The sequence below is a fragment of the Polluticoccus soli genome (genome assembly GCF_029269745.1).
In the GTDB taxonomy this organism is placed as follows: Bacteria; Bacteroidota; Bacteroidia; order Chitinophagales; family Chitinophagaceae; genus Polluticoccus; species Polluticoccus soli.
This window is the reverse complement of sequence record NZ_JARJHT010000001.1, coordinates 1,151,161-1,175,355: the sequence shown is the minus strand read 5'-3', so window position 1 is coordinate 1,175,355 and position 24,195 is coordinate 1,151,161. Positions and strand designations below refer to the sequence as shown.

At 46.7% G+C, this 24,195-nt stretch carries 29 protein-coding genes and 1 tRNA gene; 18 read left to right on the top strand and 12 right to left on the bottom strand.

Annotated elements, in window-relative coordinates; genetic code table 11:
* Window positions 1-61: 61 nt before the first annotated feature.
* The 5 genes from P2W83_RS05290 to P2W83_RS05270 all read left to right on the top strand — a co-directional run bounded on the left by P2W83_RS05290 (window position 62) and on the right by P2W83_RS05270 (window position 4,374).
* Window positions 62-736: a porin family protein gene (locus P2W83_RS05290; protein ID WP_276132655.1), complete on the top strand. Its 675-nt coding sequence runs from the start codon at window positions 62-64 to the stop codon at window positions 734-736.
* A gap of 214 nt (window positions 737-950) precedes the next feature.
* Window positions 951-1,556: a hypothetical protein gene (locus P2W83_RS05285; protein WP_276132654.1), complete on the top strand. Its 606-nt coding sequence runs from the start codon at window positions 951-953 to the stop codon at window positions 1,554-1,556.
* Between the two features lie 203 nt (window positions 1,557-1,759).
* Window positions 1,760-3,019 carry a hypothetical protein gene (locus P2W83_RS05280; protein WP_276132653.1) on the top strand — a complete coding sequence of 420 codons (1,260 nt, stop codon included), beginning with the start codon at window positions 1,760-1,762 and terminating at the stop codon, window positions 3,017-3,019.
* A gap of 50 nt (window positions 3,020-3,069) precedes the next feature.
* Entirely contained in the window at window positions 3,070-3,735 is a 666-nt protein-coding gene (locus P2W83_RS05275; RefSeq protein WP_276132652.1) for a hypothetical protein, read from the top strand.
* Complete coding sequence (locus P2W83_RS05270; RefSeq protein ID WP_276132651.1) at window positions 3,736-4,374, top strand: hypothetical protein; 639 nt, start codon at window positions 3,736-3,738, stop codon at window positions 4,372-4,374. It begins immediately after the preceding gene.
* Between the two features lie 48 nt (window positions 4,375-4,422).
* On the opposite strand, the gene dxs is transcribed toward P2W83_RS05270, so the two are convergent.
* A complete protein-coding gene (gene dxs / locus P2W83_RS05265; RefSeq protein WP_276132650.1) occupies window positions 4,423-6,354 on the bottom strand; it encodes a 1-deoxy-D-xylulose-5-phosphate synthase in 1,932 nt (643 codons plus the stop codon).
* Window positions 6,355-6,550: 196 nt separating this feature from the next.
* Between dxs and P2W83_RS05260 the strand changes: the two genes are divergently transcribed.
* The 4 genes from P2W83_RS05260 (at window position 6,551) to P2W83_RS05245 (ending at window position 9,417) form a co-directional block, all read left to right on the top strand.
* Window positions 6,551-7,540, top strand: coding sequence for a CPBP family intramembrane glutamic endopeptidase (locus P2W83_RS05260; RefSeq protein WP_276132649.1), 990 nt, complete (start codon window positions 6,551-6,553; stop codon window positions 7,538-7,540).
* A 16-nt stretch (window positions 7,541-7,556) separates the two neighbouring features.
* Complete coding sequence (locus P2W83_RS05255; protein WP_276132648.1) at window positions 7,557-8,381, top strand: phosphatidate cytidylyltransferase; 825 nt, start codon at window positions 7,557-7,559, stop codon at window positions 8,379-8,381.
* 120 nt (window positions 8,382-8,501) lie between these two features.
* Window positions 8,502-9,155: a phosphatidylserine decarboxylase family protein gene (locus P2W83_RS05250; protein WP_276132647.1), complete on the top strand. Its 654-nt coding sequence runs from the start codon at window positions 8,502-8,504 to the stop codon at window positions 9,153-9,155.
* Between the two features lie 82 nt (window positions 9,156-9,237).
* Window positions 9,238-9,417, top strand: coding sequence for a hypothetical protein (locus P2W83_RS05245; RefSeq protein WP_276132646.1), 180 nt, complete (start codon window positions 9,238-9,240; stop codon window positions 9,415-9,417).
* A 43-nt stretch (window positions 9,418-9,460) separates the two neighbouring features.
* On the opposite strand, the gene miaA is transcribed toward P2W83_RS05245, so the two are convergent.
* Window positions 9,461-10,468 (bottom strand): tRNA (adenosine(37)-N6)-dimethylallyltransferase MiaA, encoded by a 1,008-nt coding sequence (gene miaA, locus P2W83_RS05240; protein ID WP_276132645.1) that lies wholly within the window; start codon window positions 10,466-10,468, stop codon window positions 9,461-9,463.
* The gene (locus P2W83_RS05235) at window positions 10,371-10,943 is read right to left on the bottom strand and encodes an IS1096 element passenger TnpR family protein (RefSeq protein ID WP_276132644.1); all 573 of its coding nucleotides are present in this window, start codon (window positions 10,941-10,943) and stop codon (window positions 10,371-10,373) included. The genes miaA and P2W83_RS05235 overlap by 98 nt, the downstream gene beginning before the upstream one ends.
* 265 nt (window positions 10,944-11,208) lie before the next feature.
* Between P2W83_RS05235 and rpmI the strand changes: the two genes are divergently transcribed.
* The 3 genes from rpmI (at window position 11,209) to P2W83_RS05220 (ending at window position 13,517) form a co-directional block, all read left to right on the top strand.
* A complete protein-coding gene (gene rpmI / locus P2W83_RS05230) occupies window positions 11,209-11,409 on the top strand; it encodes a 50S ribosomal protein L35 (RefSeq protein WP_276132643.1) in 201 nt (66 codons plus the stop codon).
* A 130-nt stretch (window positions 11,410-11,539) separates the two neighbouring features.
* Window positions 11,540-11,884: a 50S ribosomal protein L20 gene (rplT, locus tag P2W83_RS05225; protein WP_276132642.1), complete on the top strand. Its 345-nt coding sequence runs from the start codon at window positions 11,540-11,542 to the stop codon at window positions 11,882-11,884.
* Between the two features lie 253 nt (window positions 11,885-12,137).
* Window positions 12,138-13,517, top strand: coding sequence for a T9SS type A sorting domain-containing protein (locus tag P2W83_RS05220; protein WP_276132641.1), 1,380 nt, complete (start codon window positions 12,138-12,140; stop codon window positions 13,515-13,517).
* Between the two features lie 55 nt (window positions 13,518-13,572).
* Here the strand turns inward: P2W83_RS05220 and P2W83_RS05215 are convergent, their stop codons facing one another.
* Together P2W83_RS05215 and ispE are read right to left on the bottom strand one after the other, a co-directional pair.
* Entirely contained in the window at window positions 13,573-13,977 is a 405-nt protein-coding gene (locus tag P2W83_RS05215; RefSeq protein ID WP_276132640.1) for a hypothetical protein, read from the bottom strand.
* A gap of 13 nt (window positions 13,978-13,990) precedes the next feature.
* A complete protein-coding gene (gene ispE, locus P2W83_RS05210; protein ID WP_276132639.1) occupies window positions 13,991-14,806 on the bottom strand; it encodes a 4-(cytidine 5'-diphospho)-2-C-methyl-D-erythritol kinase in 816 nt (271 codons plus the stop codon).
* 68 nt (window positions 14,807-14,874) lie between these two features.
* On the opposite strand from ispE, the gene P2W83_RS05205 reads away from it, so the two are divergent.
* Window positions 14,875-15,582 (top strand): ABC transporter ATP-binding protein, encoded by a 708-nt coding sequence (locus P2W83_RS05205; RefSeq protein WP_276132638.1) that lies wholly within the window; start codon window positions 14,875-14,877, stop codon window positions 15,580-15,582.
* Between the two features lie 10 nt (window positions 15,583-15,592).
* A complete protein-coding gene (locus P2W83_RS05200; protein ID WP_276132637.1) occupies window positions 15,593-16,153 on the top strand; it encodes a cob(I)yrinic acid a,c-diamide adenosyltransferase in 561 nt (186 codons plus the stop codon).
* Here the strand turns inward: P2W83_RS05200 and P2W83_RS05195 are convergent, their stop codons facing one another.
* Together P2W83_RS05195 and P2W83_RS05190 are read right to left on the bottom strand one after the other, a co-directional pair.
* Window positions 16,154-16,420 carry a hypothetical protein gene (locus P2W83_RS05195; RefSeq protein WP_276132636.1) on the bottom strand — a complete coding sequence of 89 codons (267 nt, stop codon included), beginning with the start codon at window positions 16,418-16,420 and terminating at the stop codon, window positions 16,154-16,156.
* 106 nt (window positions 16,421-16,526) lie between these two features.
* Window positions 16,527-16,790, bottom strand: coding sequence for a GlsB/YeaQ/YmgE family stress response membrane protein (locus P2W83_RS05190; RefSeq protein ID WP_276132635.1), 264 nt, complete (start codon window positions 16,788-16,790; stop codon window positions 16,527-16,529).
* A 118-nt stretch (window positions 16,791-16,908) separates the two neighbouring features.
* Here P2W83_RS05190 and P2W83_RS05185 point away from each other — a divergent pair, with 118 nt between their 5' ends.
* A complete protein-coding gene (locus P2W83_RS05185) occupies window positions 16,909-17,421 on the top strand; it encodes a DUF6265 family protein (protein WP_276132634.1) in 513 nt (170 codons plus the stop codon).
* Window positions 17,422-17,470: 49 nt separating this feature from the next.
* Here the strand turns inward: P2W83_RS05185 and P2W83_RS05180 are convergent, their stop codons facing one another.
* Together P2W83_RS05180 and P2W83_RS05175 are read right to left on the bottom strand one after the other, a co-directional pair.
* Window positions 17,471-18,856 carry a trigger factor gene (locus P2W83_RS05180; protein WP_276132633.1) on the bottom strand — a complete coding sequence of 462 codons (1,386 nt, stop codon included), beginning with the start codon at window positions 18,854-18,856 and terminating at the stop codon, window positions 17,471-17,473.
* A 60-nt stretch (window positions 18,857-18,916) separates the two neighbouring features.
* Window positions 18,917-19,001: transfer RNA gene (locus tag P2W83_RS05175), tRNA-Leu, on the bottom strand.
* Between the two features lie 186 nt (window positions 19,002-19,187).
* On the opposite strand from P2W83_RS05175, the gene P2W83_RS05170 reads away from it, so the two are divergent.
* Together P2W83_RS05170 and P2W83_RS05165 are read left to right on the top strand one after the other, a co-directional pair.
* Window positions 19,188-19,898 carry a response regulator transcription factor gene (locus P2W83_RS05170; protein ID WP_276132632.1) on the top strand — a complete coding sequence of 237 codons (711 nt, stop codon included), beginning with the start codon at window positions 19,188-19,190 and terminating at the stop codon, window positions 19,896-19,898.
* A gap of 61 nt (window positions 19,899-19,959) precedes the next feature.
* Entirely contained in the window at window positions 19,960-20,271 is a 312-nt protein-coding gene (locus P2W83_RS05165) for a hypothetical protein (protein WP_276132631.1), read from the top strand.
* A gap of 14 nt (window positions 20,272-20,285) precedes the next feature.
* Here P2W83_RS05165 and P2W83_RS05160 read toward each other — a convergent pair whose 3' ends face one another.
* The 3 genes from P2W83_RS05160 to P2W83_RS05150 all read right to left on the bottom strand — a co-directional run bounded on the left by P2W83_RS05160 (window position 20,286) and on the right by P2W83_RS05150 (window position 23,236).
* The gene (locus P2W83_RS05160) at window positions 20,286-21,332 is read right to left on the bottom strand and encodes a cytochrome-c peroxidase (protein ID WP_276132630.1); all 1,047 of its coding nucleotides are present in this window, start codon (window positions 21,330-21,332) and stop codon (window positions 20,286-20,288) included.
* Between the two features lie 84 nt (window positions 21,333-21,416).
* Complete coding sequence (locus P2W83_RS05155) at window positions 21,417-21,716, bottom strand: hypothetical protein (RefSeq protein ID WP_276132629.1); 300 nt, start codon at window positions 21,714-21,716, stop codon at window positions 21,417-21,419.
* A 62-nt stretch (window positions 21,717-21,778) separates the two neighbouring features.
* Window positions 21,779-23,236, bottom strand: a complete 1,458-nt coding sequence (locus P2W83_RS05150; protein ID WP_276132628.1) for a glycine--tRNA ligase — start codon at window positions 23,234-23,236, stop codon at window positions 21,779-21,781.
* A 229-nt stretch (window positions 23,237-23,465) separates the two neighbouring features.
* Between P2W83_RS05150 and P2W83_RS05145 the strand changes: the two genes are divergently transcribed.
* Window positions 23,466-23,888 (top strand): YybH family protein, encoded by a 423-nt coding sequence (locus P2W83_RS05145; RefSeq protein ID WP_276132627.1) that lies wholly within the window; start codon window positions 23,466-23,468, stop codon window positions 23,886-23,888.
* Window positions 23,889-24,195: the final 307 nt, after the last annotated feature.

The window sequence follows — 24,195 nt, the reverse complement described above, 5'->3', positions numbered from 1 at the left end:
ACAATTCCAACATTTTAGGGCAAGGGTTTTATCCGTTCATCATCGGTGTAAAGACAGGGTGATGAAGAAACGGATACTTTTTGTTTTGGTGATGCTACTACCGGCTATACAGATGCTGGCGCAGGGGATAGGTTTTGAAGCAGGTGTTAACCTGAATACGTTGCGCGCTACCATGAGTGGCGTCAATACAGAGTCTCCGTTGCGTGTTGGTTTTCGCGGTGGTGTAGTAATAGATGAAGGGTTAAGCGATAAGATTTCGATCATGACAGGTGCGTTTTATAGTGCGCGTGGCGGCAACATAAAATATACAAAGACATCGGGTGATAATGGTGCTCTCATAACACAAACAACCGATGGATATGTACGCCTGGATTATGTAGAAGTGCCGATCCATATCTTATACAACATTCAAACGGCTAATGCCAACAGGTGGTTCTTTGGTGGCGGTCCGTATGTGGCCATGGCCTGGGGAGGTTTGATAGGTTTTAATCGTGTAACAACGAGACCCAATGGTCAGACTACCACACAGGTATTGCTGCCGGCCTGGGTTGGTTATCAGCCAGGAGATGATTTTACGCCGCTGGATGCAGGTGTAGGCGTTCAGGCAGGCTACGAGCTCTTGAAAGGATTCTATACACGTGTACATGCATCGTACGGGTTTGTTGATGTAGACCCGACTGCTAATACAATGAAACATGCCGGAATGGGTATAACCGTCGGCTATATGATAAGGTGAGGGTGATAAGGTGAGAATGGTTGAGCCCGCGTATTAAAAAATACGCGGGCTTTTTACACCCCCTATCCCCCTAAAGGAGGAAGCCATTTTGCACATGTCCGCCATGGGCGGACTTCGGTAATATTGAGTTCCCCCTTTAGGGGGATAGGGGGTAACTCTGTTGTACAAACTGTTTTCCCTTAATTTCCGTCTTATTAACTATAAGCTCAAACAAATGAAGAAGATACTATTACCCCTGTTGTTGTTGCCGTTTGGTGTTTTTGCACAAGAGGTGGCACCGGATTCATCGGCTGCACAGAAACCGTTGAAGTGGGAAGTTGGATTGAATAATTCTATTGCGTTTAGTACTGATGACAATTTGGTTTTCTATGACGACATGTTTGTCTTGGGCAGAAATTCGGTAAGTGTTTATCGCAATTTCAAAACTGTACAGGCAGGTCTTATTGTAGAAGGCGGCGTGCTAGCTATAGATGGCTGGTGGCTGTCGCCGCAGGCGGTTGTCAATTACAAAGTTGCGTTCCGGAAGTTTTATGCATACAGTGGCGGTGTAGCGGGTTACGTGCGTGAGCAAAGTGCTAGCTGGTTATACGGACCGAGCATGAATGGTTTTGTAAGTGGTGCGCAGGTTGGTGGTGTGTATAATCTCGGCAAACGTTTTGGCCTTAACCTAGAAGCTGGCGTGCGGTTCAAACATATGTCGGGAACTGTTACAGTTATACATGAGAATGGCACAGGTACTGGCACGTTCACAACTACAGAAGTAGTGGGTTATTCGGATGTTTATTTCCCGGTATCGGTGGGTGTGCGGTATAGTTTTTAATGACTTTAAATAAATAGAAAAGGCTGCCATCCGGCAGCCTTTATTTTTTTGCTTTACCATCGTACTTGGGAAAAATCTTTTTTGACAATCAACAGCTTACGTTCACCGCTAAAAAAATACCGTGTTTTAACGGTATTGGCGTTTAACGGCAGAGCTTAATTTCTGCGCATTGTTTCACTAAAACCTTTTATATGTAAATGTTTATGTCAGTGCTGTCCTGTAAGAAATCACAACTGGAGAAAGCACCCCAACCAAATCCGCACACGGTTGCACGAAGCATTTCCCTGCGTACCGTTTCGCAGACGCCAATGGAAATTATTTCTGATTACAATGATGCAGACATGGAGAAAAAATTGATCGCGCGTTATTGCTTTGCAAATGCTTTCCGACATTTTTTGACGCCAGAAATAGCTAGCTTCATTCACAATGCATGTAGTGCGTCTGATTATGAAAGCATCCCTGTAACAGATGTATTTTCGGAGTTTTCTGGACTTGAAGACGATGTTGATGACTATTTGGCTAACAATCTGCCTACAGGTGTAGAATACGACTTTACCAGCGTCGAAAAAATAGAGACAGCTCTGAGCAAGTCAGATGATGCAGCACATCTGGAAGTGAATGTACCAACATTAGTCAATTCAGATGGCACAGAACAACCCATACTGACGTTTGGTGTCGAAATGCCAGATGAAACTGGCTATCACGACCAATATTTAGGTTGGGATATAGAGCAGGATGCAGCAGAGCCTAATTTTACTCTCGTCAAAGTTTCGGAAACTGAAGGAACCGGGACCGGTATGTTTATCCTTAATATCGGTGTTTACTTTACTAGTGACAAGCAGACGCCGACCCTAGGATCTGCGTCAAAAATAACAGGTAATTTTACTTGGGATGCAAGCAACCGGATTGGCATTAAAAGTTTTAACGTGTATAAGGCTCACGAGAACTTGGATAACACATCAGAAGTATGCTACACAGCGGCGATTCGATATTCCACTAATGCACCAGGCTGGAGCTATTTGACGGAAAGTCCTTATACTGCCGCTGGCGGCGTTGCGTTTGTTGGCGATGATTTTAAGCTAATTAAAGAGATCAGTAAAAGTTCCGCCAATGGAACATGGCATACCGTAAACTTTACATTTGCCTACTTTATGGATGTAGCTATAAGCGGAGCAATCTCCTCAGATAGCCGCATGTGTATGTTATGGAACACCTATGAAAGAGATTGGCTGGAAGGCAAGCGTAACATCGGATCTGCGAAGATTAATAATGAGGCCCGAACAATACAAGGCAGAATGTTTGAAAGCGAGGACACTTATTTCTATAAGGCAGCCGACTGTAATGATAATTCCTCGTGGTTTTTGGACGGCAGTATGTCGACTGCAATATGGAATGCTAATGGCAGTGACGTATTTGCGACAGGCCAATATGAATCAGAAATGAATTTTTATAAAAAACAGTAACCTTTTATCTATTTTGCTAGAGCCGGGAAACCGGCTTTAGCTATCATTACATGAAAAGAATATTTTTTACAATCCTTTTGATATACGCCTCAATAACGGAAGGTACCGCACAAGATACTGCTAACCGTTCGATGAGCCATTGGCTTGAACTAGCGCCTATTTCTAATTACGTAATGGGACGCGACATGAGGTTATCCTATCATTTACAATCAAAAAAACACGCATGGTATGTTGGTATCGCGACGCATATGAATTTTACCAAGCAACGTTATTCGATAACCAATGATGTGTACCGAACAAACGGGTTTGCGCGAGATTGGTATGACCATATCCATTTTAATGTTGGGTACGAACGGTTCTACAAATGGAATGAACATTTTGAACCGTACTTTTTTGTAGATGCCAATGGCGGAAGTATTAAGCTATTGAATTATTTTTACATACCTACAGGATACGACAATGCAGGAAATCTTTTGGAGTATACGTTAGTAAATGGGTTTGGACCATACTATTTTGCAAAATATGCTCAGCTGACATTCGGATTAGGCGCAAAAATAAAAATGACCGACCGTTTGTCGTTAACGAGTCGGGTGGGCGTTGGGGAGTCATTTACTCGTTCTTATTATTACTCAACGCCATTTTTACGGATTTACTCCAATACATTCGATCACATCATAGGCCATTATCAAGTGGGAGTTCGATATAAATTCAAATAGATGAGATTAGTTTCTACATTTCTGCTCACTGTCTGCATTTTGACAGCAAAAGGTCAAAAATATTTGAGTATTCTGCCTTATAACATGTCAGATTTGGGCTGGTATTGCGGCATTACTTATGGGGGGAAAATTAGTCCGTTATATACGGTCAACGGAGGAGTCACTGTACACTTTAATAATCGGAAAGTGCCGGATCGAAACCCTGACCTGTACTTGCACCAACGGTTTTACGGCCGAGAATTACATCAGTATATTGGTTTGACCGGAAACATACAACGCGATCTACAAATTTTTAAATCCGAGAATGTAAATACTTACGCATTTTATGAGCTAACAGCTCGCACCAGTGGTGCGAGCAGCTTTAAACGCACTCATGTAGAGTATGTATTTGATACACTAAATAATGGGCTTTATGAAATAGTGCGGCGTGATTACACGGAACTCAACAATCTTTGGGCATTCGATAATATCGTTGGCGTAGGTTTGCGGGCGAGAATGTTTAGAGGCGTGTATTTCACAAGCAATTTTGGTATTGGAACCAATCTTATTTTTAATGTTCCATCCTTTATTAGTACATCGGGCTTGGTTGCGGAATATTCATTGAAGTATAATGCAGGTATGACAGTTAAATTCAAATAAATAAAGGCTGCCATCCGGCAGCCTTTATTATTATAGTTCGTTGTTGTCTTATACAGTCACTGCTTCTTTCACATTATCACCTACCATTTCTTTCACAGCCTCGGCTATAGCGCGGGCGTCGTAGCCGCATTCGCGGTGCAGTTCTTCTGGTTTGCCGTGTTCTACTATGCGGTCTGGTATGCCGAGTATTTTTACTTCTGGTGTATAACCATTGGCTGCCATGAACTCGAGCACTGCACTACCAAAGCCACCTACTACAGTACCATCTTCAACGGTGATGATCTTGTGGAACTTCTGCGCTATCTCGTGCAGCAATTCTTCATCCAGCGGCTTGGCAAAACGCATATCGTAGTGTGCAGGGTTCAATCCGTCGATGGCTAAACCTGCGCATGCCGTTACTGCAAAATTACCCGGGTGGCCGATCGTGAGTATCGCGATCTCTTCACCTTCTTTAACGATGCGGCCTTTACCTATTTCAATTTTCTCAAACGGAGTGCGCCATTCAGGCATCACACCTTGTCCGCGCGGGTAACGTATCACAAATGGCAGCTTGGTTTCTTCCAGCTGCGATGTGTACATCAGGTTGCGCAGTTCCTGTTCGTTCATCGGTGCGCTGACAATAAGGTTAGGTATGCAGCGCATGAACGGAATATCGTAGGCACCGTGGTGCGTTGGTCCATCTTCGCCTACAAGACCGGCACGGTCGAGGCAGAAGACGACAGGCAGCTTCTGGATAGCTACGTCGTGTATCACCATATCGTAAGCACGCTGCATGAACGAGCTGTAGATATTGCAAAACACACGCAGGCCACGAGTAGCCATACCGGCGCTCACCGTTACGGCGTGCTGCTCGGCAATGCCTACGTCAAAAGCACGGTCAGGCATCTTGTCCATCATGAACTTGAGCGAACAGCCTGAAGGCATAGCAGGAGTGATACCCATGATAGCAGGGTTCTTTTCTGCCAGCTCTATTATGGTGTGCCCGAATACATCCTGGTATTTAGGTGGCTCGGGAACGGCAACTACTTTCTTATTGATCTTACCGGTGATCTTATCGAACGTACCCGGTGCGTGCCACAACGTCTGGTCTTTCTCGGCCAGGTCATAGCCCTTGCCCTTTACTGTTTTTATGTGCAGCAGTTTTGGTCCGGGTATGTCTTTCAGGTGTTCCAGTATCTCTACCAGCTTCAGCACATTGTGTCCGTCTATCGGGCCGAAGTAGCGCATCTTCATCGCTTCGAACATATTGCTCGATTTAGATACAAGACCCTTCAGGCTGGCTTCCAGCTTCGATGCCATGCCCTGCTGCATTTCGCCATAAGGCAGTTTGCCCAGCAGTTTCCAAACATCGTCGCGGAACTTATTGTAGGTATGAGAAGTAGTAATGTCGGTCAGGTATTCCTTCAGCGCACCCACGTTCGGGTCTATCGACATGTTGTTATCGTTGAGGATGATGAGCACATTGCTGTTGCTCACCCCTGCGTGGTTCAGCGCCTCGAAAGGAAGACCAGCGGTCATAGCACCGTCGCCGATCACGGCTACGTGCTGGCGGTCGGTCTCGCCTTTGTATTTACTGGCAATGGCCATGCCTAATGCCGCAGAGATAGAAGTAGAAGAGTGGCCGACACCAAAAGCATCGTACTCGCTCTCGCTGCGCTTAGGGAAACCGCTCAGTCCGCCATATTTGCGGTTGGTATGAAATATCTGCCTGCGACCTGTCAGTATCTTATGTCCATAAGCCTGGTGGCCTACGTCCCAAACCAATTGGTCATCGGGTGTATTCAGCACATAATGCAGGGCAACGGTAAGCTCTACCACGCCAAGACTGGCGCCGAAGTGGCCCCCGTGTACGCTTACACAGTCGATGATGAATTGCCTGAGTTCGTTGCAGGCTTGTTGAAGGTCGGCTTTACTTAATTTTTTAAGATCAGCTGGTGAGTTGATCTTGCTAAGTAGTGGCCCAGCGGCTATTTCTTCCATTCACGCGGTTGTAAAAACGTACAAAAATAGATAAAAGAAACGAGGTTAACGGAGTTATATTAAAATTCGAATTAATGTTGAGTTCCCGGGCTATATATAGTTCCTGTCTTAGTATTATCATCGGTTTGTAAATCCAAAGCAATTATTCTGCCAATATTTAGATAGGGTGCTACCTTTGCCTGCGAAAAAAATCTTAATGTTCAAGAACCGATATTGGCGAGAGTATCCGTGGGGGATGCAGTTCCTGTTGTTCGTGTTGATGATCTTTACGTTGACCTCCTTCTTCACCGTGGTGGCCTACCTGGTGGTCCCTTTTTTCACAGGAGTGCCCATTGCCGAGGTCGCGGGGCTGAACGAGCAGAGCAGCGGCCGTATAAAAGATGCCTTCCTGCTGCTGCAAGGCATTTCGTCTATCGGCGTGTTTTTGGCGCCTGCCTTATTGTTTGCCTACCTGGCGCACCCGCGCCCGGGCGAATACCTTGGGCTGCGTAAGCCCGGAAAGGCGATACACTGGGTGCTGGTACCGCTGGTGATGCTGGGTGCTATGCCCCTGCTGCTGGGGTTGGAATCGCTGATGCGCGAGATAAACCTGGCTGGCAAGGCAAAAGAAATGCAGAACACCACAGATACTGCTATGAAGGCGTTGCTGACGATGCACTCGCCTGCCGATTTTGTGAAGAGTTTTATCGTGATGTCGATAATACCTGCCATTAGCGAAGAATTCCTGTTTCGTGGGGCTGTGATGCGCATTATACACTCCCGTAATAAAAGAACCGGTGTGGCTATTGCGGTATCGGCGCTAACGTTTGCTGTAGTGCACTATAACCCGGTTGGCCTGTTTGCGATATTTTTTGCAGCCGTGCTGCTGGGTGGTATCTATTACCTTACCGGTTCGCTGTGGCTGAGCATACTGGCGCACTTCCTGAACAATGGCTTGCAGATAGTGATGATGTACCTGGGTACGAAGAACGCCGCGATAAAAGCGTTTGTAGACGGTGACAGCATACCGCTGTGGCTGATAGGCGCGGGAGCCGCCTTGTTTGCCGGATCGTTCTACCTGCTATGGAAAAACAGCACGCCCTTGCCTGATGACTGGTCGGACGACTTTAAAGGGGAGGAAAGACCAGAGCATAAAGCAGGAAATGAAGAACGCGCCGATGGCGACGAACCAGAACAACTCTTTTAACTGAATTAACTGATCCATGGCTTTACACTGGCCTACATTCTTTACCCGTCTGGGTAGCGCAGTAGTTTTCTGCATCGTGATGATGGCGGGTTTGCTGCTGCATCGCTGGGGTTTCCTGGCGCTGGTGGCGCTAATACAGGCGCTGTGCCTGCGCGATTATTTCCGGCTGATACAGAAGATATACCCAGCTGCTAAGTGGCCCAAGGCGCTTCCTGCCGTTGTGCAGACAATGTCGCTAATAATATTGATGCTACTGCAGGTATATTATGAAATGTCGGCAGCACCGGTGATGCTGTGTTTCTGGCCTTTGGTGGCTGCTGTACCATTACTGTTGCAAAAAAACAAGTTTGCTGCCGATGGCAGGCTGCAGGCGCTGGCTGGTATGTTATACATAGCAATGCCGTTGGAAGCGCTGCTGCTGCTGGGACAAAAACATATGATGCCACCGGTATTTCCACTAGCGCTGATATTGATGATATGGACCAATGATACCATGGCCTATCTCGTAGGTTCGTTCATTGGCAAGACACCTTTCTCTAAAATATCGCCTAAGAAAACCTGGGAAGGAACCATAGGCGGTGCGTTGCTCACTGTTGTTGGTGCAGGCATTTTCGGTTATTATACCAACCTTCCTTATGGTATGGGAGTATGGATGGCACTAGCCTTGTGCGCTGCTGTACTTGGTACTATCGGCGACCTGTTTGAATCGAAGCTGAAACGCACAGCCAATGTAAAGGACTCAGGAACTATGATGCCGGGCCACGGCGGCGCGCTCGATAGGTTCGACTCGCTGCTGTTTGCCGCGCCGTTTGCGTGTTTGCTGGTGTATTTGATGGTCTGATCTCTGAACCTCAGATCAACCGTGATTTGACTGATTAGGGCTGATTGGTGTCGCAGTTAGAGAGTCATAGTCACATTTCCTTCATTTTTAGGATAGTCAAAAAGAGTTAGTTTTGCCGCCATGAAATTGCACCGCGAAGGGTATAAGTACATCCTGATAGCATCTTTACTGTGGGCTATCATCTTTTATGTGAGCACCGAATTTTTGATGGACTGGCCATGGCTGATGTGGCCGATCCAGTTCGTTTGCTTCCTGCTGTGGTTCTGGGTTATCTGGTTCTTCCGCCTGCCTAACAGGAATTTCGTGCACGGGGAGAACACCATTTATGCTCCAGCCGACGGCAAGGTAGTAGTGATAGAAGAGACCTTCGAGCCGGAGTATTTCAAAGACAAGCGCCTGCAGGTGTCGATCTTCATGTCGCCGCTCAACGTGCACGTAAACCGTAACCCCATCAGTGGCGTTATCAACTACATGAAATACCACCCAGGTAAATACCTCGTAGCGTGGCATCCTAAATCATCTACCGAGAACGAACGTACCACTATCGTTATCGGGAACGACAAGATGGAGATACTGATGCGCCAGATAGCTGGTGCGCTGGCCCGCCGCATTTGCTTTTATGTAAAGAAAGGCGACCAGGTGAAACAGCACGAAGAGTTTGGCTTCATCCGCTTCGGATCACGTGTTGACCTGTTCCTGCCCATCGGTACCAAGGTAGATGTGCAGATAGGTCAGGTGGTACAGGGTGGCCTGAGCGTGATCGCGCATATCTAAAATGTTAAAATGTTCCAAAACCTCCTGCGTAACAGCTTCGTTAGCAGGAAATACCTAACTTTAGTGTCCTAAAACAATCCGTATGAAAAAACTTACTCTTCTTTTAAGCGCCCTTCTGATAGCAGGTGTAACTTTTGCTTGCGATGGCGATAAAGGCAAAAAAGCTTGCTGCAAAAAAGGTGAAGCAAAGAAAGAATGCTGCAAAAAAGGTGGCAAAGAAGCTAGCAAAGAAAAAGCTGCTACCAACACGAAGAAAGCTTAATAGCAACGATAGTCATAATAAAGCCCCGTACTACGGGGCTTTATTATTTTATGGCCAGTATCTTATCGATGGCAGTTGGGTCATCGGTACTGAACCAATGAAAGTCTTTGTCTTTGCGGAACCAGGTGAGCTGGCGCTTGGCGTAGTTGCGGGTATTTTGCTTGATCTTGTCTACGGCTTCTTCCAGGGTCATCTTCCCGTCCAAGTAGTCGAACAGCTCGGTGTAACCAACCGTTTGCAGGTTCTTTAAATGCCGTTGCGGGTACAGTGCTTTTGCTTCTTCCAGCTGGCCTTCCTCCATCATGATATCTACCCGTCGGTTGATGCGATCGTATAAGACCTCACGGGGCAGTTCGAGCGCTATCTTAACCACCTCGAAGGGGCGTTCTTTCTTTTCTCCTGTACGGAAGTGAATGATGCTGGCGCCGGTAGAGCGTTTGAAGATGAGCGCGCGCAACAGGCGGGCCGGGTTTTTCACTTCGCCGTGGGCGTAGAATTCCGGGTCTTCGTTGCGAACCGTTTGCTGCAGCCACGATAGGCCCTGTATGGTATAGTCTTCGTTTACCTGTGCGGCAATCTCGGGATTAACCTCAGGCATGTTGTCGAGTCCTTCGGTAAGGGCTTTGATGTATAAGCCTGTACCGCCAACAACTACGGCAGTGTTGCGATGTTCGAATATTTTGTTGAGATAGTCTAACGCTATCGTTTCGTAATTGGCTGCAGTAAGCGCCTCTGATACCGGGTAGCCGCCTATGAAATAGTGCTTTACCTCGCTAAGTTCTCCAGGCGTAGGTTTGGCTGTACCGATGCTCATTTCTTCATAGCATTGGCGGCTGTCGGCAGAGATTATGGATGTGTCAAGACGTTTGGCTAGCTGTATAGCGAGACCAGTTTTACCTACTGCGGTAGGGCCTGCTATGATATAAACCGTTTTGGATGAGCTGCTCAAAGTATTATTCTTCGTAGCTATCACCGCCGCCGCCCGAGTTATCGAAACCGAAGCTGGTAGTGCCGTCTTCGCCTTCGTTGCCGAAGCCTTCGGCCATTTCATCGGCGCTGAGGTCGTATTTTTCTTCTACTTCCGTTAGCTTGTCCGGGTTTACGCCTTTAATGCCATATTGCGCAGGGCCAATGCCTTCTTTGCGCAGCACGAAGGGATAAGTGCGTTTGGGATCTTCCTCTTTTACCACACCTATCAGCTCTACGAGAAAACTCCATTTTTTGGCGGGATCGTATTCGTAGAGGAACTTCTGGTCCGGCTTTGCTATGAGTGCAGACACCGGTGTGCGCATCATGGACAGCGCAGGGGCGTCTTTTTTATTGACCAGTACCTCAGAGTTGATCTCGCGTCCGCGAGTCCAGCGGTCATTGCTCTCGAAAAACGAGGCCGTGTGCTTGCCGTCGAACTCGTAGGCCTGTAAAATAGCTTTATGAAATTCCAGGAAAGTCTGGCCGTTCTTTACTTCAATGTCGCGGTAAACCTGGTCGTCTTCCTCCCAATAAACCCTGAATCTGAGTAGTGGCATATAGTATTCGTCGTCGTTGGTGTAAAAATAGAGAATAGCAGGCGAATTTGAGTTTTATGAGGTATGATTTATAAGAGGCTATGCCAATTATCCGGCTTTTAGGCCGAAATTTGCCTGCCGAACGGGAAAAGGACCTGATAATCATGGCGTTTTTCTATATGCAACACACAAATTCTTAGTTTTCAGTCTCGTTGCAGATATAACAGTAATATTATTTTGGAGAAATTTAAAATAATGTTACCTTTGCCATCCCAAAATTGAGACCATGCCAAAGGTGAAGACTCACTCCCGTGCTAAAAAAACATTTAAAGTAACAGGTACGGGCAAGATCCGCAGGTACAAGGCTTTCAAAAGCCACCTGCTGACAAAGAAATCAAAAACTCGTAAGCGCCACCTGCGTCAGGCTGCGTTCGTACACACTGCGAACATGAACCTGGTTAAACGCATGCTGGGTCTGAGAGGTTAAGATACCCATTAGTCCCTGGGTTAATAAAGGGATATAATCCTGTCCCGAATGGGAAGGAAAAACAAAGTGTAAATTATACCACCTCAAACTCCCAATAAGGTGAGTCGGGGTCAAAAAAACAAAGAGTACTATGCCACGTTCGGTAAATGCCGTTGCATCACGCGCAAGAAGAAAGAAAATCCTGAAGCAAGCTAAAGGCTTCTACGGAAAACGTAAAAATGTCTATACCGTTGCCAAGAACGTCCTTGAGAAAGGTCTTGGTTACAAATATGTTGGTCGTAAGATCAAGAAACGCGACTACCGCGCACTGTGGATCGCACGTATCAACGCTGCATGCCGCGAAGAAGGTATCAGCTACTCACAGTTCATGGGCAAACTGAGCGCTAAAAGCATCGACCTGAACCGTAAAGTACTAGCTGATATGGCTATGAACGAGCCAGCAGCTTTCAAAGCCCTGGTTGCTTCAGTAAAATAGGTTATCCACCCGAAAGGGTTCTAAATAACAGAAATAGCCGCTGTCTGATGACAGCGGCTATTTCTGTTTTGTCATGACAGTCTCACAACACCCTGTTGTATTTTTACGTATGCGGTGAAAATCAATGCGTTCGTTACACCTTGAAAATCCATAATGTTATACATTATATCATAAAATATAGTGTTATGAATGAGGTTGCTCCATTAATTCCGGGTTAAATTGAGGGATTATTAACGCCAAAATATAAGGGAACATGAGAGAACTTTCACCAATTTTCAAGGCGGCCTTACTACTGGTCGCCGCAGTGGGCGTCAACTTATTATCGACGCAAAACGTTACCGCCAAAAACCAGCACGCACCTCAATTTCTCGGGCCTACACCGCCCGCTAATGACACCCTCAAGGTGGACGTGGGCCAACACCTTAGTTTCCAGGTATTGGGAAAAGATGTGGACGTGAAACAGCCAAACGGGAGCAAACCCCAGCCGGGAGACTCCGTTACTATGATGTCTACCCTGCTGCCGGGCTTATCCACCATGACGCCGGCCCTGCCTTTTAAAGTGCACATGTCAGGCGGTGGCAGCACCATCGGGTCCACGTTCAACTGGACACCGCTGATAGCTGACACCGGTTTGCACGGTATCACCTATACGCTTACCGACAACAGTCCGGGCTTTTTGAACGACTCCAGAACCCTGTACATACTGGTAAGAGATACCACCACTGTCCCGCCTCCACCTAACCCCTGCAGTCTGGCTGTAACGGGTATAGTAACGCCGATCATCTGCGACAGCGGTATGATCAACCTGACCATCCTGAACAGCGTAGACACGCCATTTACCATTATGTGGAGCACCGGCGATACAACGGAAGACATCGATACTCTTCCAGCTGGTACTTATTGGGTGACCGTTACAGATACCAACAATTGCGTGGCTACCGACACATTTGTAGTTGACACGCTAGATCCGACCATTTTGGTCAGCCCTGCGTCGATCATTATCAACGGTGTGCCGACATTGTATACGGGCTATGGTCCGCAGAGCGCCACCCTGTCTATTGACCTGGACAGTAACAGCGGCTATGTCATCAACTGGTTTGCTGATGCTGTGCTGATAGATTCAACATCACCGCTCATTATAGTGTCGCCTGATACTACCACGACTTATGTGGTGACGATAACGGACACGCTTAATAACTGCTATGTCAGTGACACGGTGACCATAGATGTGCTGGATATCAGCTGTGGTTCGCACAAGGTTAAGGTCTGTCACAAAGGCAAGACTATTTGCATAGACACCAATGCAGTGTCGGCTCACCTGGCGCATGGATGCTCGCTGGGCGAATGTGATATCCTTGGACCAAAGATGAGCCCGGGAATGTCAGGGAAAGCGCTTGACATTTATCCTAATCCAAGCACCGGTGATTTTGTGGTAGCAGTGCCTGAAGAGGTGACAAGTTCGGCAACACTAAACGTGACGGATATGAACGGAAAGGTCATTATCAGTCAGCCGGCCAATGGTTCACAATTCCTGAACCTGCACATCGACAACGCGATAAAAGGCTTGTACATGATACAGGTAGTGGATGGCAAAGGAGTGTACCGGTCGAAGGTGTTTATACAACAACAGTAATGCGTTAGAGAGATGAATAAAGAAGCCGCTGTCTTTTGACAGCGGCTTCTTTATTTTATTTATTCTTTTCGCAGACGAAATATAATCCGCTAATGCAATTCGTAGAGTAAAGGTACTCTCCAGCTTTTAGATCTAGTATCGGTCTGCTATTTTCACCAAATATTACAAACCATCTTCCAGCGATAGTTACATGCAGTCCTCCAGCATTAACATAGTCTATCATTTCTGCGGCTGTAAGTTTATACTTCTTACCTATTTGGATGAGCTCACCGTTCACAGAGCTGCTTTTCTTTGAAAGGAAATAATAGCGGGCAGACCTTTTCTTAAACTCTAACAGGTAATAGCCATCATTATCCAAAAGCGATGAGTCGATTCTCTGAAGTTTAAAGCTGCCTTTTATTTCTTGCCCTGAAGCAGCATTAAAGTAAAATGCGAGTGCGATCAAAAGAAAATATCTCATGCTTGGGTATATCCTATTCCACATAAAAGCTTTCGTAATCCAGCGAAGTAATGATCCCGGTCTTCCTCCCTTTAGGAAACAGACCAAAGATAGTGCTGCCACTGCCACTCATAGAGGCATAAACAGCGCCGCCCGTGTATAATTGTTGTTTGATAGCTGCCAGTTCGGGGTGCTGCTCAAAAATCGGCGCTTCAAAATCGTTGGTGATGTTATCCTTCCATTCAATAACAGGGAGCTTATCCAGTTCCCGTAAGTCGAAAGGAGCAGGGCGAGGTGTGATCATCTGGAATGCCTTGCCTGTTGATACGTGAACCGAGGGGCAAATAAGCAATAAGCTAAAGCCCGACAGATCCAAATTGATGGGTGTCATCTGCTCACCACGGCCTTTGGCAAACTGCGGTGTGTTGTAGATGAAGAAAGGGCAATCGCTGCCAAGCTGCAGGGCGGTATCCACCAGTTGAGCATCGGTCAATCCGATTTTGAAATGATCGCTGAGCAGTTGCAGCATGAAAGCGCCATCGGCAGAACCGCCACCGAGTCCCGCACCCATGGGTATTGCTTTGTGCAGGTAGATGTCCAGCTCGCCAACCTGCTGTGGAAATTTTTCCTTCAGCATCTGGTACGCTTTCCAGACAAGATTGTCTGTGCTGTCTCCCGCCACCGTGCGCCCACTCAGGTGGATAGATGCTTTGTCCTTCGCAGGCACTATTTCTAATGCATCGCGGAAAGGAACAGGGTAGAATACCGTTTCGAGGTCGTGGTAACCATCGGCATGGCGGTTGGTGATGTAGAGGCCAAGATTGATCTTGCAATTGGGGAAGCGAACCATATAAAACAGTGGCGGTAAAATTATCTGTATTTTTGAAAACGGTGCTGTAATTGTACCTTAAATCCGAAATGAAAGAGATCATCCGCCTGGCCGATATCAGGAAGAGTTATTTTCTCGGTCGGCAGGAATTGCCGGTACTGAAAGGCATCGACCTGCTCATCTCCCAGAACGAATATGTGGCACTGATGGGGCCCTCGGGTTCGGGCAAGTCGACCCTGATGAACATCATAGGATGCCTGGATACACCAACCGCCGGGCAATATGTACTGAATGGCAAGGACGTGAGCAGGATGGATGACGATGAGCTGGCAGATGCCCGCAACAATGAGATCGGTTTCGTGTTCCAGCAGTTCAACCTGCTGCCCAGGCTGACGGCATGGGAGAATGTAGCACTACCACTGATATATGCAGGAGTGGGCAAGAAAGAACGTGAAGACAGGGCGAGGGAGATGCTGAACAAAGTAGGACTGGCAGAGCGCGCGCACCACAAACCCAATGAACTATCTGGTGGACAAAGCCAGCGTGTGGCCATTGCAAGAGCGCTCATCAATAATCCATCGTTGATATTGGCCGATGAACCTACGGGTAACCTCGATACCAAAACATCGGTAGAGATCATGGAGTTGTTCAGCCAGATACAATCGAGTGGTAACACAGTAGTGTTGGTAACGCACGAAGAAGATATAGCGAACTATACCCACCGCATAGTGAGGATAAGAGACGGTGTGGTGGAGAGTGATAAGCGGCATGAAATGACGAAAGAAAAACTTACTTAAACAACATTCGATGGCATTCAAGATATACACTAAAACAGGCGATAAGGGCAGCACCAGTCTTATAGGCGGCGTGCGTGTGCCTAAGAGTCACATACGCATAGAAGCATACGGTACGGTTGATGAACTGAACTCCTACCTTGGTATGGTGAATGATACTGCGGCCAACGAAAAAATAAGCGGCTGGCTGCGCGAGATACAGGACAGGCTATTTACTGTTGGTTCTGTGCTGGCTACCAATCCTGATAAGGAAGTAAAGATGAAATTGCCGGATGTGCATGCAGAAGACGTGAGCTGGCTGGAGCAGCGTATAGACGAGATGAATGAAGTGCTGCCAGAAATGCGTTCGTTCATTATACCAAGTGGACAATTTGCAGCTTCTACTTGCCACGTGGCGCGTTGTATATGCCGCAGGGCAGAGCGTATTTGCGTCCACATGCAGCAAGATGAGGAAGTAATACCAGAACTGATCATACAATACCTGAACCGTCTGTCGGATTTCCTGTTTGTGCTGGCACGTTATATCGCCCACATCAATGGTGTGGAAGATCTGCCGTGGCGCGCAAGGGTGTAATTATTTCCCGATAAATTTTTTTGAGAACGTAACCGTATCATTGGAGACGAGTGTGATATCGCCGCTCATCTGCAGCTCGCGGTACAATATCGTCATGTCGTCTTTGGTCATGCCGGGAATAAAAGCCTGTAGTTTTTCAAACAAGTCGTCTTTGAGTATGGCAGGGTCGCTTTCTTCCATCGAGAGTCGTTCCATGCCTTCGTATTGTGTTTTTACTATGTCGCGCGTCTGTTCTATAAGTCTGTCGATATGCATAAGCTGACTCATCAAAAATGTATGCCATCGTTGTGCTGCTATAAAGCGATAGGGGCAACTAACCATGTTGCCCCATCAAACAAACGCTATTATTCATAGCGGTCAACTATCCAATGTCTTAATGCACTACGTCTTTTCCTCTGATCATTCTCAGAATCACCAGCAGGAGTATAGAACCACCTATGGCCAGCAGAAAGCTGCGGAAAGAAAATCCATTCACATCTCCCCAACCCAGCGCCATACCGATCCATCCACCTATTACCGCACCTATGATACCGATAATGATCGTCAGGATCCAACCACCCGGATCTTTGCCTGGATGAATTGCTTTGGCAATAAGTCCTGCTATAAGTCCGAAAATTATCCACGCTAACACGCCCATGATCATCCAAATTTCACTGCGAGAGAGGGAGTAAAAACTATACCAGCGGTAAGTGGTATGTGTTAATTTTAGCGTTAAAGCCGAGACTGTTTATTATTATCCTTGAAATCAAAAAATCATGAAACGACTACTACCCCTGTTGTTACCGGTATTGCTGCTTACAGCCTGTTCTGATGAGATCGCACAAACCGCTTCGGGAACTGAGGAGCATGTTATAGATCGCCGCATCAATAATGTGCGCTGGATGCTCGGGGAATGGGTAAAGGAAATGCCCAACGGCGTTTTCGTTGAGAAGTGGCAGGAAGAAACAGACACATCCTATATAGGAGAAGGCACGTTTACAACTAACAATGGGGATGTGATGTTTTCGGAAAAGCTTCGGCTGGAGCAACGTGGTGATGAACTGTGGTATATTCCAACAGTAGCTAATCAGAACAACGCTCAACCGGTGTTGTTTAAAGAAACGAAGATCGTAGACAATGAAGCGGTTTTCGAAAATCCCGAACACGACTTCCCGCAACGCATCATTTATAAACGAACATCGGATAGCACGCTGTATGCACGAATAGAAGGCAAGCAGGGCGGGCAGGACGCGAAAGAAGAATTCAACTTTAAGAAGAAGAACCGATAAAAGAAAAGCCCCGCAATGCGGGGCTTTTGTATGTTTAGGAGTGAACCTACTAGTGATGATGGTGGTGAGCAGCGTGTGCATCAGGAAGTTTGAAGAACTCTTCTTCTGATATTTCTTGCTCAGCCAGGCTGAATTGTCCTTCCAGGTGTTTGAACAACCTGTCGAACAGGATACGACGGTAAGTCTCATCCATTGTTTTGTCGTCTTTCAGCACTTTCTGCATATAGCCGTCCAGCCATGGTGCATCAGCTGCATCTTCAACGCTCATACCGAAGTAAGCCAGTACGCGACCTTTGAGATCTTCCAGTACTTCTTCGCGGGTAACGTTGATGTCGTTGTCCTGGATCAGTTTGTCTGATATCAGCGTCCAGCGCAGCTGGTGATCAAAGCCGCCGAATTCTTTTTCTACATCAGCTTCGCTCTTTGGCTTGTCGCCACCTTCACGCATCCAACGTTTCAGGAAGTCAACAGGCAGTTGCAGCGGAGTCTGGTGTACCAGCAGTTCGTATATTTCGTTGTGCAGACGCTCGTTGCTGATGCGGTCGTATTCGCGGCTCAGCTCAGTGCGGATGCGCTCTTTGAAAGCAGCTTCGTCTTTGATCTCGTCGTTAGGGAACAACTGTGAGTACAGTGCTTCACCTAGTTCAGCAGGTATCAGCTGTGCTACTTTGGTCAGCGTCAGTTTGTAGTAGTTGTTGGCAGCTTCTACACCTTGTTTCAGCGGGTCTTTCATGAAGCCAGCCAGTTCTTCTTCAGTGCAAACGCTTGCAGGCTGGATAACCAGGGTGTCCTCAGCTTTTTTGCCCATCAGCATATCTTGCAGTTTAGCAGGGTATTTTTCCAGCAGTGCAGTGTCTTCTACCATGTTGGCCTCAGGCAGTACGTTGCCATCAGCATCGCAAGCTTCGTATTTGCAGTAGATGATGTTGTCTTTGTTTGTTACAGACTCCTGGTCTTCGGCTTTACCGTAGCGACGTTTTACGCGCTCGATCTCATCTTCCAGCATTTTGTCTGATACAGCTACTTTGTATTTGGTCAGCGCTGGTTTGCCTTTCAGCGGAGCGATCTCGAAGTCAGGCTTCAGACCGATCTCGAAAGTGAAGTCAACATCGCTTGGAGCATTCATATCCAGGCGTATTGGCGTTTCGCTAGGCATTACCATTGGCTGAGCGAAGATGGCTACCTTTTCGTTCTTCAGGTAATCTTCCAGCTTGCTGCCGGCAGTACGCAGTACTTCATCGCTGAAGATAGACTGGCCGTACATTTTCTTTACCATGCCTGCAGGCACCATACCCTTACGGAAACCCGGTACGTTAGCAGTTTTGGCGTATTGTTTCAGAGATTTTTCGAAAGAGGGGAGGTAATCTTCCTTAGCAAGTTTTACGGTGATCTTTTCGTGCAGGTTGCCGATATTTTCACGTGTTACCGTAGCCATTTATATAGCTTTTTAAAGTTTAAAAAAAGCCGATCATCGACCGGCTGTTGTTGTTATTTGTGGTGCGGGTGGAGGGACTCGAACCCCCAAGCCTCGCGGCACTAGATCCTAAGTCTAGCGTGTCTACCAATTTCACCACACCCGCATAAAGGACGGCAAAGGTATGTATTATTAAGCAATGACCAAAAAGCCTGCAGAATATTTACGCATTAGTGATAATTCATATTAAGGAATGCCCTAATTGTCATGCGAAAACCATATCTACAGTCTAGCTTGGAGGCAATAATCAATTGTCATTATTTTTATGTTTAGAAACCAAAACACGAAACTTATGACGACAAAAGCTAAGAAAGCCTCACTGTTAGTGGTAGAAGATGAAGAAAGCCTTCGTGAAGCCCTGAAACTAAACCTGGAACTGGAAGGTTATGAGATAACCACTGCAGACAACGGCCCATCAGTCATCAAAATGGTCAAGAACGAGTACTTTGACCTTATTATCCTCGACATCATGCTGCCCGACATGGACGGAATCACGGTATGCGAGACCATCAGGATGCAGCACAACGATGTTCCTATTATGTTCCTTTCTGCCCGCAATACCGGCGCCGACAGGGTAGAAGGCCTGAAAAAAGGCGGCGACGACTACATGACCAAGCCTTTTAACCTGGAAGAGCTGCTGTTGCGGGTAGAGAAGCTGATAGTGAAGAATAAAAAGATCAAAGACCCGCATGCGGTACCCGACGTATATAAGTTTGACGGGTGCACGATAGATTTTGCCGCCCACGAGTGCATAGATGTGAACGGAAAGACACAGGAGTTGAGCAAAAAAGAGGCTGCCCTGCTGAAATTACTGGTAGAACACGAAGGGGAAGTGGTGAGCCGCGAGCATATTTTACAGGTGGTATGGGGGTACAACGTATATCCAACCACGCGTACAATAGACAACTTCATACTCAACTTCCGGAAGCATTTTGAGCACGATAGCCGCAATCCGAAGCACTTTCACTCGGTAAGGGGTATTGGATATAAGTTCACGGCATAATTGCATCTTTAAAAGTTTTTAGTATTTTCATTCCTGAATTTACTTATCTCAACATCCGATCATGCGTAAATATTTACCGGGCGCGGCGCTTATTCTGTTACTTGCGGTTTCATGTAATCCTGATAAAGATCTTGTGAAAGCTACGGTTGTAGATACCGGCGATATCGCACAAGATGGTTGCGGGTACGTGCTGAAGCTGGAGAACGGAAAGCTGGTGCGTCCTGCATATATTCCTTCTGCTTTCCAGAGCAATGGTATGCATGTAAAGGTGAAATACAATACTAACGGGCAGGAAGAAATTTGTCACACACATCCTGTGAACACCACGTTTGAAGTGGTGGAAATAGCTAAAATTGAAAAAGACCTTGATTAAGGTCTTTTTCAATTTTATTTCAGTTCCTGGAATCTTTTATCTTTTACGAACTCCTCATCATTGAGGGTATTTAGGAACGCTAACAAGTCTGTGCGTTGCTGCGTAGTCAGCTGTATGCCGTTTTGCAGCATCGGGTCAAGCGTAGGCGATTGTTTTACGCCACTTGCATAGTGGTCGAGCACCTGCTCAAGCGTCGTGAATCTGCCATCGTGCATATATGGCGGTGTGTATTTCAGGTTGCGCAGCGATGGTGTTTTGAACTTGCGCATATCGCCCGGCAGGTGCGTGATACGTGCACGGCCACTGTCGTTGAGTGCGTTTGGCTCCAGCCCATTGTTGCGGAACTCGAAATCTGAGAACAACGGTTCTTTATGACAACCCGCACATTTATCCTGGTAAACAGCAAGGCCATTCAGTTCACTCTCGTTCATAGCACCGCCGGCTTCGCCTCGCCTGTATTTATCAAACTTTGAATTGCTGGAAACCATTGATCCCATGAACTGCGCCAGTGCTTTCAGCATGCGCTGCGAGTTGATGGTCTCATCGCCAAATGCTGCCTTGAACATTGTTTTGTATTCAGCATCTGCGGCCAGCTTTGCCACTACGTGTTCCAGCTGCTCACCCATTTCCACAGGGTTCTGTATAGGGCCAATGGGTTGCACTTCAAGGTGGTTCACGCCGCCATCCCAAAAGAAGCTGGTATGCCAGTTCATGTTGAAAATAGGCGGAGAGTTACGGTTGCCAAGCTGGTTGTTAATACCGTGGCTCAGGTCGTGATCGAGGTGCGCAAACGCTGCAAACGGCTGGTGACAGCTCCCGCATGCAGTAGAATTATCTCGCGAAAGCCTTTGATCGAAAAATATCTTTTTACCCAGCTCAAAACCTTCTTTGGTCAGTGTATTGCCCTGGAAATTGTAAACCGGTGCCGGCCAGCCCTTAGGCACTTCGAAACCGATGTCGCCACTATGGTCAGGTCCGAGCGAAGGATCAGGCTTGCAGGCGGTTAATGCCGTTGCAGTAATAAAGAATAGAGAGCAACCTGCTATAATGATCCGCTTCATTTGAAAAATGCCAATATGGGGTAAACGATTAGTAAACAGAAGTAGACGAAATTACTAAAAAGTATCTATAAAACCCTTTATCCATCACCATTCCAGGTCTTTGTCGGGGTCTTTTTTTGTGGCTTTGTGCTGCTGGCGGCTGCGGTATTTTTCCAGCTGGCGCTCGTACACCAGCCAGGCTATTTTGAAGGCTGCGTCTGGTTCCCTTATCACAGCGTTTAGCTTCTTCTCCGATACGTCCAGCCGGTACATGATCTGGAAAAGAGTTTCCTGGTTGCCCTTTAGTAGTGTAGCGATCTTTTTAGCCAGGTGCTGCACGATCTCGTCTTGCGAAATTGTTTCGGGTAGTGCAAGTCCCAGTTCTTCTTTCAGAACCGCGGACATTTCGTTTGGGAAGCGGTGACCTGACATAAATAAAATTGCCGGCTATTAACCGGCAATTTAAACTAAAAAGCTTGTATGGCTTTCATCACCATGTCTCTTACAGAAGCCAGCGGTATGCGTTCCTGCGTCATACTGTCGCGGTGGCGCACTGTTACTGTCTGGTCTTCTTTAGTTTGGTGGTCTATCGTTACACAGAAAGGAGTACCGATGGCATCCTGCCTGCGGTAACGTTTACCAATGCTGTCTTTTTCTTCGAAGAAGCATTTGAAATATGGTTTGCACTGATCTATTAATTCACGTGCAATTTCTGGTAGGCCGTCTTTTTTGGTCAGTGGCAATACTGCGAGTTTTATGGGCGCCAGCATAGCGGGCAGGCTCAATACTACGCGGCTATCTTCTTTACCATCGGCGCTTAGGTCTTCTTCTTTATAAGCCTGGCTTAGCACCATCATGAAACAACGGTCAAGACCTATAGATGTTTCTACAACATAAGGCACATAGTGCTGGTTCAGTTCAGTATCGAAATAAGTAAGTTTTTTACCGCTATACTGCTGGTGTTGTTTCAGGTCGAAATCGGTGCGGCTGTGGATACCTTCTACCTCTTTAAAGCCCATTGGGAAATCGTACTCAATATCGCAGGCTGCATCAGCATAGTGGGCCAGCTTCACGTGGTCGTGGAAGCGGTAGCGTTCCTGCGGAATGCCCAGGCTCAGGTGCCATTTCATGCGTGTTTCTTTCCAATACTCGTACCATTTCATCTGGTCGCCCGGGCGCACGAAAAACTGCATTTCCATCTGCTCGAATTCGCGCATGCGGAAGATGAACTGGCGTGCTACGATCTCGTTACGGAAAGCCTTACCTGTTTGCGCGATACCGAAAGGTATTTTCATACGGCCGGTCTTCTGCACATTCAGGAAGTTGACGAAGATACCTTGTGCCGTTTCAGGACGCAGGTAAACTAAGTTAGCATCATCAGCCACAGAACCCATTTCGGTAGCAAACATCAGGTTGAACTGGCGTATGTCCGTCCAGTTAACAGTACCGCTGATGGCGCATTTTATTTTATTGTCTTCTATCAGTGTTTTCAGTCCCGCGAAATCGTTTGCAGCCAACAGTTGATCCATTTGGGCCAGCAGGGCGTCACCCTTTTCTTTATCCAGCGTTTCCACATAGCCTTCTATCAGGTGGTCTACGCGATAGCGTTTGTTGCTGTCCTTATTATCTATCATCGGGTCGCTGAAGTTGTCAACGTGCCCGCTCGCCTTCCATACTGTGGGGTGCATAAAGATGGCCGCATCGATACCCACAATGTTCTCGTGCATCTGGGTCATGCTTTTCCACCAGTAGTCGCGTATGTTCTTCTTCAGCTCGGAGCCGTACTGACCGTAGTCGTAAACAGCCGCCAGGCCATCATATATCTCGCTCGACTGGAAAATGAATCCGTATTCTTTACAATGTGCAATTATATTCTGCAGGGTATTCTCGTTTGCCATAACGGTGGCAAAAATAGGTAAAACCATAAAAGCCGGAGTTTTAATTCATTAAACCAAACCTGCGTTTCGATGGATGAAACCGCCATTTCACAAAACGTGACAAAGCTGAACCGCAGATTATCAGCACCTTTGAGCTACCTATAAAGCCACCTGTAAACCCTAACCTGAAAATCTTTCGTATACCCGCCCCTTTAAAACCATCCTATGTCTTAGGTAATCAGAGGCCATTTTGATTACCTTTTTTTATTTTAACCCAATGAAACTATACATAACCTTGCTTGCCATGGCACTGTCCGTGGCGGCATTTGCCGGCAATAAAGATGAACAGGCCATCCGCACCATGCTGATGAAACAAGTGACCGAGTGGAACAAGGGCAATATAGAAGGCTATATGAAAGGATACTGGGAAGACGACAGCCTGCTGTTCATCGGCAAGAGCGGACCAACCTATGGTTATACGCCCACCCTCAACCGCTATAAAAAGTCTTACCCCGATGCTGAGAAGATGGGCAAGCTGACTTCCACCATTGTGAGCTTGTCAAAGCTGTCAGACAAATACTACTTCGTGGTAGGCAAATGGCACCTTGAGCGAACTGTAGGCAACCTGGAGGGGTCGTATACATTACTATTAAAGAAGATTGATGACGTATGGGTCATCGTTGCCGATCATAGTTCGTAGCAGCACTATTATTATATATGGTATGTCGATTTGTCTGTTACATGACGAAACAGACTCAGGACTTTTGCTGGAATATATTGTCAATGCGCTCCCGGGAACGGGAGCTTTTTCTTTGATCTGCACCGTAATGGGCAACATTTGGGTGGCTGGAAGGTCGTTACAAGGTGTTTTCAATCAATTAATAGAGTATTATAGTGTTATTCGTTTTGTACTGATAATCAATATGAAATAACTTGTAACGAACATGTAACGCTGTAACTGTTGACATTAAATATTAGTCTGATAATATTTGTGTCCCATTTTCAGG